Genomic DNA, 16,695 nt, shown 5'->3' with positions numbered 1-16,695 from the left:
CACCCGACGATGTCCGAGACCACCGAAGCCGAGACCCCCGAGGCCGAGACCCCCGAAGCCGAGACCGACGCTGCGTCTGCGCTGATCGACGCCCTCGCCCAAGGCGGTGAGTTCGTCGACACGGGCAGCTTCCGCCTCGACCACGCCCACGCCCGAAAGAAGCTCCGCGCGCACGGCTTGACCTTGCGCAACATCTACTCGTGTCTGCTCGTCGAGATCGCCGTGCTCGTCGGCGCCGAGCGGATCGTGTTCGAGGTCGAGTCCAACCTGCTCGAGGTCCGCTTCGCGGGCGCGGGCTTCGAGACCAGCGAGCTCGAGTGTCTGAGCGAGGCGCTCTTCGTCGAGCTCCCGGCCGCAACCGATGAGGCCAGCGCCGTCGAGCGACGCCGACGGCGGGCGCTCCAGCTCCTGTCCCTCGTCGTCCAGGCCACGATCGGTCTGGGCGCGACCAGGATCGAGCTGCGCTCACCGCCTGCGACCCGTGCGCTGAAGATCGACGTCGACACGAGCGCGGACAACAAAGAGGACAATGAACGCTGGGCCATGAGCGCCCAAGAGCTCAGCACCACGCTCAACATCGTCCGCATACGTTTCCCCATGCACCTGCGCATCGCCGGCTTGCCGGGCATCCAAGAGCTGCGCCGGCTCTGTGCGTGGTCGAATTTCCCGATCTACCTCGACAACGAGCGCGTCTCTCACGGCCACGACGCGGCCTTCCTCAACGTGGACGAGGAGCAGGTCTCGCTCATCGACCCGGTCCCGATCCTCGACGAGGACGGAGAGACGATCGGGCTAGCGACGATCCTCCAGTTCACCATCTACAAGAAGGCCCAGCTCCACGTGTTGTGCAATGGCTGGTACATCGAGCAGCTCTCCGTCCCCACTTCGCTCACCGGCTTCGAGGCCATCGTCGAGGTCGATCTTCCCCGCGACATCGGGCAGATCAAGTTTCTGCGCAAAGACGCCTTCATGGCCATGTGTGCGGCCGTCGACCGCTGCGCAAAGCAGCTCGAGGACCTCGGCGTCACCGGCAAGCCCTACGACTTCGAGCATGCCCGCGAGTCCAAGAAGAAGAAGGAGGCCAGCCAAGACGCGGTCTCATCTAGGGTGATTCTCGCAGGAATCGCCATCCTCATCACCCTCTACCTGTTCATCGCCGGTAGCCCCCTCGCCGCCCTGATTGGATTTCTCGTCTCGGGATTTTTGGTCGTCGCTACCGTCCTCATGTTCAAAAATCAGCAGACCGAGCAGCGCGAGCGCCACGTGCTGACGCGCGACCAGACCGAGAAGAGCCGGAATCGGCGCTGAGGAGCGCGCACTAGGAGCCCGTGGTGGAACCCAGCGCGGCTCCTCGCGCCGGGATTTTCGTCGAGGGCGCGAAGTCAAAACGCCGCTGTACCGGGCGTACTGCAAGTTTTGGCGACAAAGCCCTCGGCGAAAAGACCAAGCCAGGTGTCGTGTTGGGTTTCACCACGGGCTCCTAGGAGCCCGCGGCCGCGATCGCAGCCTGCCCGAGGGCGATGCAGCCGTCGTTGGGCGGTACGGCCGTGTGCGTGAGGACCTCGAGGCCGAGCCCGCGCAGGCCATCGACGACCAGCGCCAGCAGCAGCGCGTTTTGAAAGCAGCCACCAGACAAGGCGGCGACTCGGAAGGCGTGCTGTCGCTGCGCTCGCATTGCGAGCAAGATCAGCCCGTCGGCCACGGCCACGTGAAAGCGCGCGGCGATCAGCGACGGCTCGATCCCCGCGTGCAGGTCCCCGAGCATCGCCCGCCACAGCCCTAGCGGCTCGAGGTAGGGCAGCCCGTCCCCGCCGAGCTTGGGAGTGGCCATGGGGTAGTGCTCGCCCTCGCGGGCGGCCTCGAGCGTCGCGGGCGTGACGAGGGCCTCGAGGGCCATGGCGGCCTGGCCTTCGAAGCTGATCGCGTCGCGGTGGAGATCCAGGGCCGCGGCGGCGGCGTCGAAGAGCCGACCGCAGCTGCTGGCCGTGGGGCAGCGCGTGCCCGAGCGCAGCATGCTGTCGAGCAGGTCGCGCGGCCTGGCCGCGAGGTCCTGCACCACGGGGAGGTGGGCGAAGTTCATGTCGAGCTCGGCCCAGCCCATCTCGGCCATGAGCTGGGCGTAGAGGTTGCGCCACGGCTCGCGGCTGGCTTTGTCGCCGCCGAGCAGCGCCACGGGCTTGAGGCTGGCGACGCGCTCGAAGCCCTCGTAGCGGGCCAAGAGCAGCTCGCCGCCCCACAGCTCGCCGTCCAGGCCCATGCCGAGGCCGTCGAGGGCGATGCCCAAGACCAGGTCGTCGGCGCCGGCGGGGCGCCAGCCGTTCTCGGCCAGGCAGGCGGCGATGTGGGCGTGGTGGTGCTGGACCTCGATCACCTCGAGACCGCGGGCGGCGGCGAGCTGGCGACCCCACTGGGCGCTGCGATAGCCGTGGTGGCGATCGATGGCGATCCGCTGGGGGCGGTGGGCGTAGAGCTCCGAGAGCGCGGCGAAGCTGTCGAGGTAGGCGGTGAAGGCCGCCTCGCTGTCGAGGTCGCCGAGGTGGGGCGAGAGCAGCACGCGGTCGCCCTGGCTGATCGCGAAGGTCGCCTTGTCCTGGGCGCCGACGGCCAGGATCGCGGGCGCGTCGGGGCTGGCGACGAGGGGCATCCACGAGGGCGCGTAGCCGCGAGCGCGACGCAGCACCCGGGGGGCGCCGGCCATGCGCCGGACCACGGAGTCGTCCACGCGGTGGGCGATCGGCCGGTCGTGGTCCAGGGCCCAGTCGGCGACGCCGGCCAGCCGCGCGTCGACCTCGGCCGGGGTCAAGCACTGCGGCTCGCTGTGCAGGTTGCCGCTGGTGCAGACCACCGGGCGATCCAGGCGGCGCATGATCAGGTGATGCAGGGGCGTGGTCGGCAACATCACGCCCACGCAGGGCTGCTCGGGGGCGACCAGCGCACAGAGCGGGCGTGCGTCGACGACCCGCGGGCGCAGCAGGACAATCGGGCCGGCGGGGCTCGTCAGCAGGGCCTCGTCGCCAGCGTCGAGCTCGGCGTAGCGCCGGGCCACGTCGAGGTCGCGGACCATCAGCGCGAAGGGCTGATCCGGCCGCAGCTTGCGCTCGCGCAGCTTGGCCACGGCGGCGTCGCTGGTCGCGTCGCAGCACAGCTGGTAGCCGCCCAGGCCCTTGATCGCGACGATCTCGGCGCGCGCCAGCAAGGTCGCCACGGCGTCGACCTCGTCCATCATGCTGAAGGCGTCGGCGCTGAAGGCCCGGCCGTCCATGCGCCGCAGCGCAGCCCGGGGGCCGCAGGCGAAGCAGGCCACGGGCTCGGCGTGAAAGCGGCGATCGTCCTCATCTTCGTACTCCGCCCGGCAGGCCGCGCACATCGGGAAGCCGGCCATTGTCGTGTTCTCGCGGTCGTAGGGAATGCGCTCGACGATCGAGTAGCGCGGGCCGCAGTGCGTGCAGGTGGTGAAGGGGTAGCGGTAGCGCCGGGACAGGGGATCGAGGACCTCGCGCAGACAGGCCGCGCAGGCGGCCGCGTCGACGGTGACCACGGCCCGCGGCGCGCCCTCCCCTTCGCTGGCCACGATCATGAAGCCGTCGGCCACGAAGCTCGGGTCTTCGCTACGCTCGAGCGCGTCGATCCGCGCCAGCGGTGGCAGGGCTCGGGTCAGGGCCTCGAGGTAGGCGGAGATCCGCGGACCGTCGGCCATCAGCGCGATCTCGACGCCCGCGGCGTCGTTGCGCACCCAGCCCTGCAAGCCCATGCGCCGGGCGACCCGGGCCGCGGTCGGGCGAAAACCGACGCCCTGCACGGCCCCGCGGATGCGGACGCGCTCACCGGCCATCGCACCGACTTGCGATCCGCCACAAGAGCACGCGGTGGTTGCCGGTGTCGCTGACCACGGCCACGTCGCCGCAGACGTCGAGGCCGTAGGGCCAGCACAGGCTGTCGCGCGTGGGGACGCCCCAGCGGTTGTCGCCCTTGGCACGAAAGTGGGCCTGGCCGGTGAGCTGCGCGGCCTCGGCCTCGCCGCTGCGCCAGCCGAGCAGGCGGCTGTTGGCCGTGTCGCCGATCAGCAAGGTGTCCCCGCTGGCCGCGATCGCGTAGGGCATGTTGAGGGTGTCGGCGCGCGGCCAATAGGACGCCTGGTTGTGGTCGATGTGCGCGGCGTCGACCTGACCAAGGATCCGCTCGGCCGGCGCGTAGCTGCGCTCGGGGATCCCCGACCAGCGCATCACCCGGTTGTTGCCGGCGTCGGTGACCACCAGATCCCCCTGACAGATCGCCAGGTCGTGCGGCCACCGCATGCTGCGGGCGTCCGGGTCTCCGCCGCCGTTGTCGCTGCGCGCCGCCATGTCGGCCTGACCGAGCACCAAGTCCGCGGGCTGGCCGTTCGCCTCGGGCAGCGAGTTCCAGATCAGCACCCGGCGGTTGCCCGTGTCGGCGACGATCAGCCGACCATCATGGACGAGCACGCCAAACGGCCAGTGCATCGTCGCGGCCGAGACCTCGCCGCCGCGGTTGGGCTGCGAGCCGCGAAAGTCGGCCTGGCCGAGCACGAGGTCCGCGGGGGTGTTGTCGCTCGTCGGAACCCTATGCCAGATCAGCACGCGGTGGTTCCAGCCGTCGGCAACCACCAGACCGATCGCGCCAGCCCCCGCATCACCGTAGCGAGCCACGCCGGTAGGCACGTTGAGGGTGTCCGCTCGCGCGTCCCCGTCGTCGCCGCCGTTTCGACCCTCGGTGAAGGCGTCGGGCTGGCCGAGGATCCAGTCCGCAGGCGCGCCCTCCGAGCTCGGGCGGCGCGTCCACCCGAGCAGGCGATGGTGCCCGGTGTCGGCGACGACCAGCGGGCCCTCGGGCGCGAGCAAGGTCGCCCCGCGCGGACCGAAGAGCGAGCTGCGCGTGGGGGCGATCATCGGGACCAGCGGATCCGCCCCGCCGCCCAGCACCACCTCGGGGCCCCCCTCTGCCAGCAAGGCCGGCGCCGGCGGCCCGGGTGGAGCCTGGGGCACCGGCGAGAGCGCGACGCTCTGCGTCTTGCTCGGGGCCTCGCTCATGTCAGCACCTGCACCTGCACGCGCTCGCCCTCGACCCGGGCGGGGTAGCAAACCAGGGCCACGTCCGGCGCCGTCAGGCACTCGCCGCTGTCGAGGCGGTAGCGAAAGCCGTGGTAGGGGCAAGTCAGCACGCCGTCCTCGACGTAGCCGCCCTCGAGGGGCATGCCCAGGTGGGTGCAGGCGTTGGGGAAGGCCTTGATCTCGCCGCGGTGGCGGGTGAGCAGCACGCTCGCCGCGTCGAGCTCCACGGCCACGACCTCGCCCTCGCGCACGGCCTCGGCCGCGCCCGCGTCGATCCACGGCCGCGAGAAGGGGCTGGCTTCGATCACCGCGCCCGAGCCCGAGCCCGAGCCCATGCGCGCGCGGCCTTCGAGGCGCACCAGCTTGGGCGCCTCGGCGACGACCAGGCGGACCTTCGTGATCTCGGGGACCGCGGCCAGCACCGCCGCCTCCACGCCGTCGCGCAAGGTGGCGTCTTGAAAGGCGCAGCCGTCACAGCTCCCGACCAGGCGGACCTTGGCCGTGTCCCCCTCGACGCCGACGAGCTCCACGTCGCCGTCGTGCTGGGCCAGCATCGGCCGCACGCTGGCCAGCGCGGCCTCGACCCGCTCGACCAGCGAGGGCCCTGGGGCCGCGAGCAGGCCGTGGTAGTGCAGCACGTTGAACACCCAGGGGTCGTCCACGGCCTCGCGCAGGCCGGCCATGCCCTCGGGCCTGGCCTTGACCGCGCGGATGATCCGGCGAAAGGCCTCGGCCTGGATCGCCTCCAGGGTGCTGCGCACGGCCGACAATGTCGCGCGCTGGTTCTCGCTCCAGCCCTCGGTGATCGCCTCGAGGCGCTCGAGGTCGGCGACCAGCTGCTCGAGGCTGCGCCCCGAGGCGTCCGCTTTGGGCGAGCTCTCTGCGCTCACGCCCGCGCCCTCCCCTGCCCCGACGCCGCGTTTGTTGCCCGTCGGCTCACGGGACCTCCGCCCCGCCGCCGGTCGCCGCCCCGCGCAGATCCGCGTCGAGCTCCGCGGCCAGGCGCTTGACGATCTGCGCGCGGTCCGGGAGGTAGCAGCGCGCGAAGATGTCGCCCGCCTTGTGCAGCAGCGCGATGGCCTGGCGCAGGCGATCGGGGTTGCCCCGCTCGGGCGCGTCGACGTCGTCGGGCAGGTTCATCAGCGCGTTGGCCTTGTTGGCCAAGGTGTTCGCGAACTCGACAGGCGTGTCGTACTCGGTGCGCACCTCGAGGGCCGCGTCGTAGGCCTCGACGGCGCGCAGCAGGTTCTCCCAAGGATGGCTCGAGCGCATGGCCTGCAGGGCGTTGCCCAGGTTGTTCTGGAGCATCGCGTACTCGCTCGGATCCTCCTCGAGGGTCACGACCTCGAGGGCCTGGCGAAAGGACTGCACGGCCATGGCTTCGCGCAGCCCCTCTTTTTCCGGGGCCAGGCGCAGCGAGAGGTAGGCCGTGGCCAGGTTGTTGTGCAAGGTCGCGAACTCGCGCGGATAGTGCTGGGCGTCGAAGGTCCGCAGCGCTCGCTGGTAGGCCTGGACCGCGTCCTTGAGCGCAGCCATGCCCGCCGGAGCGAGGGCGTGGAGCACGAGGCCGTAGGACATCTCGACCTCGGCGACCTCCTCGGCGTCGCCGGCCTCGTGGAGCACCGGCAGGGCCTCGGCGAAGGCGTCGCGGGCCGCGAGCAGCTCCTCGACGCCGCTGCCGGGCATGCGTCGCAGGGCCGCGCCGCGCCCGGCGAGGATCCGCGCCCGCGCGACGGCGTCGCCCCCTTCACTTCCTTCACCATCCTGACCTGCGACCAGGGCCAGGGCCTCGTCGTAGAGGTAGAGCGCGTCGATCAGCTCCTGGGGATCACGCGGCTGCTTTTGCAGATCCGTGGCCAGCTCGACGAGGGCGTCGGCGCGCTGGATGGCCGGCTGCTCGCTCGCGCGCAGGCGCTCGACCGTGGCGGCCACGTGGGGACTGGGCGCTCGCGCGGCGGGGCTCTTTGGGGGCTGCGTCGTCATGACCAGGCAAGTGATAGCGCGTTCAAGCGACGCGCGGCGGATCGATGACCAGGGCGCCGAGCTCGCTGCTCCACTGCGCGGGACAGCTGTGCTCACCCTCGGCGTCCCATCCATGTGCGCGCAGGAACTCGCTGGCGTCGACAACGCGATCGCCGGCGGCCGTGCGCTGCTTGAGCAGCACCCCGCCGCTCATCGGCTCGACGGGGATCAGGTGCAGGCGATCGTCGCGGACCATGAAGAGCGCGGCCTCCCGCGCCTCGAAGTAGGCGGCGTAGACCTCGGCCGAGATCCGCAGCGAGCCGCGGCGCAGCCCCACGCTCACCGCTGGTCGGCCGGCGTGGCGGCGGGCGGCGTAGTCGGCCGCGTAGGCCAGCGCGCGCTGGTAGAGCTCGTCGGCGGCCGCGGCCACCGGCTCCGAGAGCGACAGCCCGAGCTCGACGCTGGCGGCCTCGACCAGCCAGACCGAGACCTCGGCGGGGAAGTCTTCACGAAAGATCCGCCGCCCGGCCGCTAGCGCGTGCTGCCAGCGAAAGTCGTGCAGCGAGAAGCTGGGGTCGTGGTCCTCCTCGAGGACCTCGCCGGGCACGTCGTAGATCGTCCCCGGCTGCGCGCCGCTGATGCAGGCGTCGAGGATCAGCAGCGCCTCGCTCCCGCGGGCTCGGAACATCACGTCCATGCCGCCGGTGCCCGTGTCGAAGGCGCGCACGCCCGGGACCGGATGACGCTCGAAGCGACGCAGCAGACGCTGCGCGACCACCACGCCCACGCCGTCGTCCGAGCGGTTGAGGTTGCCGCAGCCCAGGATCGTCAGCACGGATCACTACCCCACGATGAGAGACTCGCGGCCCCCGACCGAGTCGCGCTCGGCGGGAGCGTGGCTGCCTGCTCAGGCCGTGCGGAACTTGGCCAGCTGCTCGCCCGTCTTCTTGTCGTAGGCGTGCACGGTGCAGACCAGGCACGAGTCGAAGGAGCGGGCCACGTGACCGACCTCGATGGGGTCGCGCTTGTTGGCGATCGGGATCCCGAGCAGCGCGGCCTCGATCGGCCCCGGCTCGCCCTTGTCGTCGCGCGGGCCGACGTTCCAGGTGGTCGGCGCGATGATCTGATAGTTCTCGATCTTGCCGTCCTCGACCTCGATCCAGTGGGCCAAGGCGCCGCGGGCGGCCTCGGTCGCGCCCCAGCCCACGCCGTCGCGCTGCTTGGGCTTGATGTAAAACGGCTCGTCGAAGCGGATCTCCCGGAGGCAGCGCTCGGCCTGGCGGTAGAGCTTGACCGCCTCGTGCATGCGCGCGATCTGGCGCAGGTGCAGGCTCGCCCCGCCCAGGGCCTTGTACATGCTGAGGATCAAGGGATCCGCGTGCTGCCAGGCGTGGCCGTGGCTGCCGCCGGCGACGAGCTGGCGCGCGAGCGGACCAGCCTCGAGGCGACCATAGTCCACGTCCTTGACCGCCGTGCACCAGGTGTAGTTGCCGGCGAAGTCGGTCTCGTTGTTGGAGATCGGCTGGACGCTGCGATCGAAGGGGTGCACGTCCCCCTTGCCCTCGTTGTACCAGGCGTGGGTCGTGTTCTCGCGGCAGCGGTCCTGGGTCATCACCAGGTGCTTGTCGCTCGCCCCGTCGTAGATGCCGCTCTTCATCAGCACCGCGTCCTGGCGGTCCTCGATGGTCGGCTTTTGGTAGCGGTCCTCGTGCGGGAGGTAGCCCCAGGTGACGTAGCGGCCGAGGCCGCCGCCGTACTTGTCGAGGCCGTAGTCGACCCCCGCGCGATAGTAGAAGCCGAGGTCCGAGTTCTCGTGCTCCGGCTTCTCCTCGAGCCAGGCCATGAAGTCGTCGTGGGTCTGGATCTCTTCGTAGCGCTCCAGCGAGCAGCCCAGCCAGCACGGCTCGAGCCAGTTCTTGCGGAAGTACTCGAGGATCGCCCACGCCCGGGTGACGTCGGTGAGCGTGGGCGAGCACATCACCCCGCCGGGGACCATGTACGAGCTGTGCGGCCACTGCCCGCCGAAGAGCGCGTAGATCTCCACGGGCTTGGCGCTGATCGTCACCCCGAGCTCGTAGGAGCTCCCGGTGAAGGGCGAGAAGCGACGGCAGGCTTCCTCGTAAAACGAGCTGCCCTTGTACTTCTCGTTGACCATGTCGATGGCGTAGAGCGCGTAGAAGTAGCGCGGCTGGCTCTGCAGGGTCTCGACGATCTGACCGAGGTTGCGGGTGATGATCGCGTTGCGCGGGACCTGGGTGCCCCACGCCGTGTCGAGGGCCCAGGCCGCGCAGCTGAGGTGCGAGGCGCCGCAGATGCCACAGGCGCGCGGCGTGACCACGAGCCCGGCCTGCGGGTCCTTGCCCTTCAAGATCAGCTCGAAGCCGCGGAACATCTCCGCCTGCGTCCAGGCGTTGACCACCGTGCCGTCTTCGATCTCGACGCGGACGTCGAGGTCGCCCTCGACGCGGCCAACGGGTGAAATGTCGATGATTTCAGTACCCATCCAAACTCTCCATCAGACCACGAACATGTCGTCCTTGGCCCACTGCGGCGCCGCGGCCTTGCCTGCGGCGACGACGGTCAGATACGAGCGCTTGTCCATGCCGACCGGGACCTCGTTGGGCAGGCCCAGGGTGGTTGGCGTGGCGAAGACCGTGCCCGGCGCCAGATCGTGGTGCGGGAACTCGGGCTCGGTGCAGCCGATGCAGGGCATGCCCGCGCGGGTCTTGGACGACTGGCGGTTCCACAAGATCCGGTTGCAGGGCGAGCGCGTGAACGGCCCGCGGCAGCCGAGGTCGTAGAACAGGCAGCCGGTGCGCTGGCCGAACTCCGTCGCCGACACCTTGTAGGCGAAGTGCATGTTCCGCGTGCAGCCGGTCTGCGTGAAGCTGGTGAAGAATGTGGCCGGCCGGTGTAGCTCATCGAGAGCGAGCTCGCCGCCGCGACCCGTGGCGACCGCCACGAGGATCTGCGTGATCCAGTCGGGGTGCGCCGGGCAGCCGGGCACGTTGATCACGGGCAGGCCCGACTTGCTGCGGAAGTCCGCGCCCAGGAAGCCGCCGGCGTCGCGCTTGTGAAACTGCATGCCGGTCGAGTCGCTGGGGTTGGGCGGCGTAGCGGGGATGCCGCCCCAGGTCGCGCAGTCGCCGATCGCCACCACGTAGGTGGCCGCCTTGCTCAGCGCCTCGACCCACTTGGACATCGCCTTGCCGGCGAAGCGGTTCCACTCGCCCGTGCCGTTGGGCCCCTGGATGACGCTGCCCTCGAACACGAAGATGTCCAGGGAGATCTCACCGCTGAGGCATTTCTCGAGCAGCGCCTTGAGGTCGTCACCGAGCTCGACGCCCAGCGACGGGTGCCACAGCACGTTGATCCCAAAGTCGGTCACCAGGTCGCATGCGCTGGGTTCCTCGGCGTTGAGGAAGCTCATGGTGTTCCCAGAGCACGCGCCACCTTGCAGCCACAATACGTTGGCCATTGTTCCCTAGCTCCTCGCGTTCCCGTTTGCCGTGTCGCCTCGACGGGCGAGCACCGATACCGTTCGCATCGGCGTCAAGATACGCCGCATCCCACCGCGGGCGCCAGCCTCAACGACCCCGACTGATAATAAACCCAATCGAGTAGACACGGTGTCTAACTACCTGCGAGACTCTCCGCCCGATCGTCACGACCATTCGTGCGATAATGGGTGCAACGGCGATTTCACGCCTCCGCCAATTCCATGACCCCGCAAAACGATCGCAGCCGCGCCCCGGCGGGTGTCCAGCCCGGCCGCCGATCCGCTTCTCGCTAGCACCAGGAGGCCCATTTTGGCGTCGACGGACAACCTCGAAGAACGCTTGGATCGCCTCGAAGCCGGCCTCGAACAGGTGCTTGGCTTGCTTCGAATGCAGCAGGGTGCCGCGCCTCGGAGCCCTGGTCTCGCGTCGAATAACAATGTCATTGGGACCAATGGCCAGGGCAAAAAAGACCACGACGAATGTGATGACCATGTCGTCGCCAGTGCCTATGGCGAGGGCGTCCGCGCGCTGTCGACGACCTACGGTGACGCGACCATGCGCGAGTCCGTGGCCGAGCTCGTCATGCGCCTCGGTGAGCCCGAGACCCTGGCCTCGGTCACCCGCGTGATCGGCCTGCTGCCCGAGCTCGAGTACGCGCTCAACGCCGTGGCGGCCGGGCCGACGCTGCTCGACGAGGGCCTCGAGCTGGCGCGCGAGCGCATGCGCGAGGCCGGTGCCAGCGACCACGAGCTCCAGCGCCGCATCGACAGCGCAGCCAACACCTTGCTCGCGCTCAGCGAGCCCAAGACCACGCGCAGCCTCGGCCGCCTGGCGCAGCGCGCCCCCGCCCTCGAGCCCGTGCTCGACGCCGCCGCCCAGGCGAGCGCGGCCTTCTCTCGCGTCGAGGGTGAAGGGGCTTTCACCGCGCGCCTCGTCGACGCCCTCGTCGCCCTCGCCGACGCCGAGACCCTCGACGCCCTCACCCGCATCGCCGGCCTGGCGCCGCAGATCGAGTACGCCGTCAACGCCCTCGCGGCCGGGCCGGTGCTCCTCGAGGAGGGCCTCGAGTTCGCCCGCGAGCGCCTGGCCGAGAGCGGCGTCGACGATCATCAAGCCCGGCGCCGAGTCGACGCCGCCCTGCGCACGGCCATGCGCCTGAGCGAGCGCCCCACCCTCGACGCCCTCGCTCAGCTCGCGCAGCTGACCCCCACCTTGACCCCCGTGGCCAGCGGAGCCGCCCGCGCGTTCGCGGCCCTCGGCGCCGTCGAAGGCGAGGCCGCCCTCGCGGATCGCTTCGCCGAGACCCTGGTGCGCATCGCCGAGCCCGAGGTCCTCGACTCGCTCACCCGCATCGCCAGCCTCACGCCGCAGATCGAGTACGCGGTCAACGCCCTGGCAGCCGGGCCCGCGCTGCTCGAGGAGGGCCTCGAGCTCGTCCGCGGCAAGCTCGCGGGCAGCGGCGTGGGCGACCTCGATCGCCGCATCGCCGTGGCCGGCGAACTGCTCATCGGCCTGAGCGAGCCGGCCAGCCTCGCCGCCCTCGCTCAGCTCGGCGCCGCCTTGCCGGCCTTCGCCCCCGTGGCCAAGGCCGCCGCGGGCGCCATGTCTGCCCTCGCCGCCGTCGAGGGCGAGGCCGCCCTCGAGGCCCGGCTGCGCGAGACGCTGATCACCGTGGCCGAGCCCGAGGTCCTCGACGCGATCACCCGCATCGCCAGCTTGGCGCCCAAGCTCGAGTACGCGACCTACTTCCTCGCCGCCGGCCCCGAGCTGCTCGAGGAGGGCCTCGAGGTCGTCCGCGAGTTCATGGGCGACGCCGGCCACCGCGACATCGCGCGCAACGCCGAGGCCGTGCTCGCCGCCGGCATCGAGCTGACCGAGCCCAAGAAGCTCGAAGCCCTGGTCAGCCTGGCCAACGCCGTCGACCTCGACCGGCTCGCGGCCTTGGCCCAAAACACCGACCTCGACGCGATGCTGTCCACCCTCGAGCAAGCTGGCGCGATCTTGGCCGAGCCGGACAAGCGCGCGGCCATCGTCGGCCTGCTCGAGCTCGCCCCCCAGCTCGAGCGCCCGCTGCGAGCGCTGCCCGTGCAGCCCGCCACGATCCACGTGCTCAGCTCGCTCAACGAGGCTGTCGAGAGCGCCACCGCCAACGTGCATTCCGTCGGCCTCTTCGGCACCGTGGGCGCCCTGCGCGACCCCCAGATCCAGCGCGCCCTCGGCTTCATGCTCGAGGTCGCCAAGCGCCTCGGCCACGCCCTCGAGCAGCCGATCGCGGCGCTGCCCGCCGAGTCTTCGCCTGCCGACGCGAGCGACGGCGCGAGCAAAGGCGAAGATCGGGGTCAAGCTTAGACTCCACACCGAGAACGGGATCGACGACGTCATGTGTTTGGGAATTCCAGGTCAGGTGGTCGCCATCGAGGACGCCGAAAAGAAGCTCGGCGTCGTCGAGATCGGCGGCGTCCGCCGGGTCACGAACCTCGCCTGCGTCGTCGACGACGACCACCCCATCGCCAGCTGCGTGGGCGACTGGGTCCTCGTCCACGTCGGCTTCGCGATGAGCCGGGTCGACGTCGAAGAGGCCCAGCGCACCCTCGCGCTGCTCGAGGAGCTGGGCGAGGTCCAGGCCGAGCTCGAGGCCATGCGCGCCCAGGCCGGGGCCCAGCGCCCGCCCAGCGATCGCTTCCCCGGCCGCTCCGACTCATGAAGTACATCGACGAATTCCGCGACCCCGCCCTCGGCCGCCGGCTCGTCGAGCAGATCTCGGTGCTCGCCGAGGAACTCGCCGCGGGCCGCGGCGACGCCCGCCCGCTCAAGCTCATGGAGGTCTGCGGCGGCCACACCCACGCGATCTTCAAGTTCGGCCTCGACGAGCTGCTGCCGCCGAGCATCGAGCTCGTCCACGGCCCGGGCTGCCCGGTCTGCGTGCTGCCCGTGGGCCGAGTCGACGACGCGATCCACATCGCCAGCCAGCCCGGAGTGATCTTCACGACCTTCGGCGACGCCCTGCGCGTGCCCGGCTCGACGCGCAGCCTGCTCCAGGCCAAGGCCCAGGGCGCCGACGTGCGCACGGTCTACTCCCCCGTCGACGCCCTCGCCATCGCGCGGCAAAACCCCGAGCGCAGCGTCGTGTTCTTTGGCCTCGGCTTCGAGACCACCGCGCCCTCGACCGCCCTGACCATCAAACAGGCCCGGGCCGAGGGCGTCGACAACTTCTATCTATTCAGCAATCACATCACCATCGTCCCCACCCTCGAGGCGATCCTCGCCGCCCCCGACCTCGAGCTCGACGGCTTCGTGGGCCCCGGCCACGTGACCATGGTGATCGGCACCCAGCCCTACCAGTTCATCTGCGAGCGCTACAAAAAGCCCTTCGTGGTCAGCGGCTTCGAGCCCCTCGACGTGCTCCAGTCGATCCTGATGATCCTCCGCCAGCTCGCCGAGGGCCGCTGCGAGGTCGAAAACCAGTACGCGCGGCTGGTCCGCAGCCAGGGCAACGCCGTGGCCCAGGCGGCCATGGCCGAGGTCTTTCGTCCACGCAGCCACTTCGAGTGGCGCGGGCTCGGCTCGATCCCCGGCTCGGGCCTGGCCCTGCGCGAGGACTATGCCAGCTTCGACGCCGAGCAGAAGTTCGCCGTGCCCGCGCTGTCGATCGCGGATCCCAAGGCCTGCCAGTGCGGCGAGGTCCTCAAGGGCAAGCTCAAGCCCTGGGAGTGCAAGGTGTTTGGCACCGCCTGCACGCCGCAGACGCCGATCGGCTCGTGCATGGTCTCGTCCGAGGGCGCCTGCGCGGCCTACTATAACCACGGCCGGCTCACGACCCTGCGCCGCTCCCAGAGCGCCCTTTGATGAAGGACCACGAGCACCCACTCTTCCAACGCATCGAGCGCTGGCGGCGACGCGCCGGGCGGGTCCGCGACGAGGTCGTCGTCGCGGCCCATGGCGGCGGCGGCAAGGCCATGCGCGAGCTGATCGACGACCTGATCGTCGGCGAGCTCGGCGAGGGCGTGCAGGTCGACGAAGATCAGGCCCGCTTCGAGCTCGACCAGCTCGCCGGCCCCGGCGACCGCCTGGCCTTCACCACCGACAGCTACGTGGTCAGCCCGATCAGCTTCCCCGGCGGCGACATCGGGCGCCTGGCCGTCACCGGCACGGTCAACGATCTCGCGGTCAGCGGGGCCAAGCCGCGCTACCTCAGCTGCGCGCTGATCCTCGAGGAGGGCCTGGCGATCGCCGAGCTGCGCCAGATCCTGCGCAGCATGGCGGCCGCCTGCGCCGAGGCCGGGGTCCGCGTCGTCACCGGCGACACCAAGGTCGTGCCCCGCGGCGCCGCCGACAAGCTCTTCATCACCACCGCCGGCGTCGGCATCATCCCCGCCGGCGTCGAGCTCGGCGCCAAGCAGCTGCGCCCCGACGACGTCGTGCTGATCAACGGCTACCTCGGGGATCACGGCGCGGCGATCCTCACCGCCCGCGGCGAGCTGGCCCTCGACGCCGACATCCCCAGCGACTGCGCGCCCCTCAACGGCCTCGTCGACGCCCTGCTCGCCGAGGTCGAGGTCCACGCCATGCGCGACGTGACCCGCGGCGGGCTCTCGGCCTGCCTCAACGAGCTCGCGCTCTCGAGCGAGGTCGGCATGGTCGTCGACGAGCGCGCCTTGCCGGTGCGCCGCGAGGTCCACGGCTTTTGCGAGATCCTCGGCCTGGACCCGGTCCACCTCGCCAACGAGGGCAAGCTGGTCGCGGCCGTCCCCCCCGATCAGGCCGAGCGCGCCCTCGCGATCATGCGCGCCCACCCCCACGGCAGCCACGCCGCCGTGATCGCCCGCTGCCGCGCGGAGCCGCCCGGCGTGGTCACCCTCGACACGGGCTTTGGCGCCGAGCGCATCTTGGACATGCTCGTTGGCGAGCAGCTGCCACGGATCTGCTGATGCACGAGCTCTCGATCACCCGCAACATCGTCGCTACCGTGGCCGAGCGCGCCCGCGGGCGCACGATCACCGGCGTCACCTTGAAGATCGGCGAGCTCGCGGGGATCGAGCTCCAGGCCCTGCGCTTTTGCTTCGACGTCTGCGCCGAGGGCACCTGCCTCGAGGGCGCGACCTTGAACATCGAGTCGATCCCCGGGCGCGGGCGCTGCGTCGCCTGCGACGAGCAGGTGGCCCTGAGCGCGCCCATCGCGATCTGCCCGTGCGAGCGCCGGGCCCGGCTGATCATCGAGGCCGGCGAAGAGCTGCTGATTCACAGCATGGAGGTCAACTGAGATGTGTGGAACCTGTGGATGCTCCGAAGGCAACGTCGTCACGGTCAGCGGCCCCGAGGGCGAGCACACCCACGTGCTGACGGACGGCTCCGTGGTCACGCACAGCCACGACCATGGTCATGCTCATGATCACGGTCACGGTCACGGTCACGACCATCATCATGATCACGATCATCATCATGGTCACGATCATCATCATGGTCACGACCACCATCACGGGCCGAGCAAGGTCGAGATCCTCGAGGCCAAAGTGTTCGCGAAGAACGACCGCCTCGCCGAGCGCAACCGCGGGTGGTTCGCCGGCCGCGAGGTCCTGGCCGTCAACGTGATGAGCTCCCCGGGCTCGGGCAAGACCACCTTGCTCGAGCGGAGCTTGCGGGAGCTGGGCGAGACCAGCGTGGTGATCGAGGGGGATCAGGAGACCGCCCGCGACGCCGAGCGCCTGCGCGCGACCGGGACCCCCGTGGTCCAGGTCAACACCGGGACCGGCTGCCACCTCGAGGCCGACATGGTCTGGATGGGCCTCGAAGCCCTCTCGCCGCCCTCGGGATCCGTGGTCTTCATCGAGAACGTCGGCAACCTGGTCTGCCCCGCGCTCTTCGACCTCGGCGAGCACGCGCGGGTCGTGCTGTTCTCGATCACCGAGGGCGAGGACAAGCCGCTCAAATACCCGCACATGTTCAAGGCCGCCGACTTGGTGCTGATCACCAAGATGGATCTGCTGCCTCACCTCGACTTCGACATGGACGCGGCCAGGGCCTCGGTCGCGGCGGTCGCCCCGAAGGCGCGCTGCATCGAGCTGTCGACCAAGTCCGGCGCGGGCCTCGACGACTGGTACGCGTGGCTGCGCGCGGCCAAGGCTTCCGTGAGCAAGGAGCCGGCTAGCGTGTCTGGCTCCTAATCT

General features: G+C 70.4%; 14 protein-coding genes. 7 read left to right on the top strand and 7 right to left on the bottom strand.

Annotation, left to right across the window (positions count from 1 at the left end; all coding sequences use genetic code 11):
• The first annotated feature begins 9 nt into the window (after window positions 1-9).
• Complete coding sequence (locus G6O69_RS23780; protein WP_172305805.1) at window positions 10-1,308, top strand: hypothetical protein; 1,299 nt, start codon at window positions 10-12, stop codon at window positions 1,306-1,308.
• Window positions 1,309-1,480: 172 nt separating this feature from the next.
• Here the strand turns inward: G6O69_RS23780 and hypF are convergent, their stop codons facing one another.
• The 7 genes from hypF to G6O69_RS23745 all read right to left on the bottom strand — a co-directional run bounded on the left by hypF (window position 1,481) and on the right by G6O69_RS23745 (window position 10,509).
• Entirely contained in the window at window positions 1,481-3,832 is a 2,352-nt protein-coding gene (gene hypF, locus G6O69_RS23775) for a carbamoyltransferase HypF (RefSeq protein ID WP_172305804.1), read from the bottom strand.
• Window positions 3,822-5,048, bottom strand: coding sequence for a hypothetical protein (locus G6O69_RS23770; RefSeq protein WP_172305803.1), 1,227 nt, complete (start codon window positions 5,046-5,048; stop codon window positions 3,822-3,824). Before G6O69_RS23770 ends, hypF begins: the two co-directional genes overlap by 11 nt.
• Complete coding sequence (locus G6O69_RS40505; protein WP_172305802.1) at window positions 5,045-5,959, bottom strand: NifU family protein; 915 nt, start codon at window positions 5,957-5,959, stop codon at window positions 5,045-5,047. The genes G6O69_RS23770 and G6O69_RS40505 overlap by 4 nt, the downstream gene beginning before the upstream one ends.
• Window positions 5,960-6,005: 46 nt before the next feature.
• Window positions 6,006-7,052 carry a hypothetical protein gene (locus G6O69_RS23760; RefSeq protein WP_172305801.1) on the bottom strand — a complete coding sequence of 349 codons (1,047 nt, stop codon included), beginning with the start codon at window positions 7,050-7,052 and terminating at the stop codon, window positions 6,006-6,008.
• A 22-nt stretch (window positions 7,053-7,074) separates the two neighbouring features.
• Window positions 7,075-7,866, bottom strand: coding sequence for a hydrogenase maturation protease (locus G6O69_RS23755; protein ID WP_172305800.1), 792 nt, complete (start codon window positions 7,864-7,866; stop codon window positions 7,075-7,077).
• Window positions 7,867-7,938: 72 nt separating this feature from the next.
• Window positions 7,939-9,534, bottom strand: a complete 1,596-nt coding sequence (locus tag G6O69_RS23750) for a nickel-dependent hydrogenase large subunit (RefSeq protein ID WP_172305799.1) — start codon at window positions 9,532-9,534, stop codon at window positions 7,939-7,941.
• Between the two features lie 12 nt (window positions 9,535-9,546).
• Window positions 9,547-10,509, bottom strand: coding sequence for a hydrogenase (locus G6O69_RS23745; protein ID WP_172305798.1), 963 nt, complete (start codon window positions 10,507-10,509; stop codon window positions 9,547-9,549).
• 331 nt (window positions 10,510-10,840) lie between these two features.
• On the opposite strand from G6O69_RS23745, the gene G6O69_RS23740 reads away from it, so the two are divergent.
• From G6O69_RS23740 to hypB, 6 genes are read left to right on the top strand one after another with little or no spacing between them, the layout of a single operon-like run.
• On the top strand, window positions 10,841-12,880 hold the full coding sequence (locus tag G6O69_RS23740) for a DUF1641 domain-containing protein (RefSeq protein WP_176397045.1): 2,040 nt from the start codon (window positions 10,841-10,843) through the stop codon (window positions 12,878-12,880).
• A gap of 31 nt (window positions 12,881-12,911) precedes the next feature.
• Complete coding sequence (locus G6O69_RS23735; protein ID WP_172305796.1) at window positions 12,912-13,235, top strand: HypC/HybG/HupF family hydrogenase formation chaperone; 324 nt, start codon at window positions 12,912-12,914, stop codon at window positions 13,233-13,235.
• The gene (hypD, locus tag G6O69_RS23730) at window positions 13,232-14,377 is read left to right on the top strand and encodes a hydrogenase formation protein HypD (protein WP_172305795.1); all 1,146 of its coding nucleotides are present in this window, start codon (window positions 13,232-13,234) and stop codon (window positions 14,375-14,377) included. The genes G6O69_RS23735 and hypD overlap by 4 nt, the downstream gene beginning before the upstream one ends.
• Window positions 14,377-15,459 (top strand): hydrogenase expression/formation protein HypE, encoded by a 1,083-nt coding sequence (gene hypE / locus G6O69_RS23725; protein ID WP_172305794.1) that lies wholly within the window; start codon window positions 14,377-14,379, stop codon window positions 15,457-15,459. Before hypD ends, hypE begins: the two co-directional genes overlap by 1 nt.
• The gene (locus tag G6O69_RS23720) at window positions 15,459-15,791 is read left to right on the top strand and encodes a hydrogenase maturation nickel metallochaperone HypA (RefSeq protein ID WP_172305793.1); all 333 of its coding nucleotides are present in this window, start codon (window positions 15,459-15,461) and stop codon (window positions 15,789-15,791) included. The genes hypE and G6O69_RS23720 overlap by 1 nt, the downstream gene beginning before the upstream one ends.
• Before the next feature lies 1 nt (window position 15,792).
• A complete protein-coding gene (hypB, locus tag G6O69_RS23715) occupies window positions 15,793-16,692 on the top strand; it encodes a hydrogenase nickel incorporation protein HypB (protein WP_172305792.1) in 900 nt (299 codons plus the stop codon).
• Window positions 16,693-16,695 lie beyond the last annotated feature (3 nt).

Source organism: Pseudenhygromyxa sp. WMMC2535 (assembly GCF_011083025.2).
This window is presented reverse-complemented; position numbering and strand designations above follow the sequence as displayed.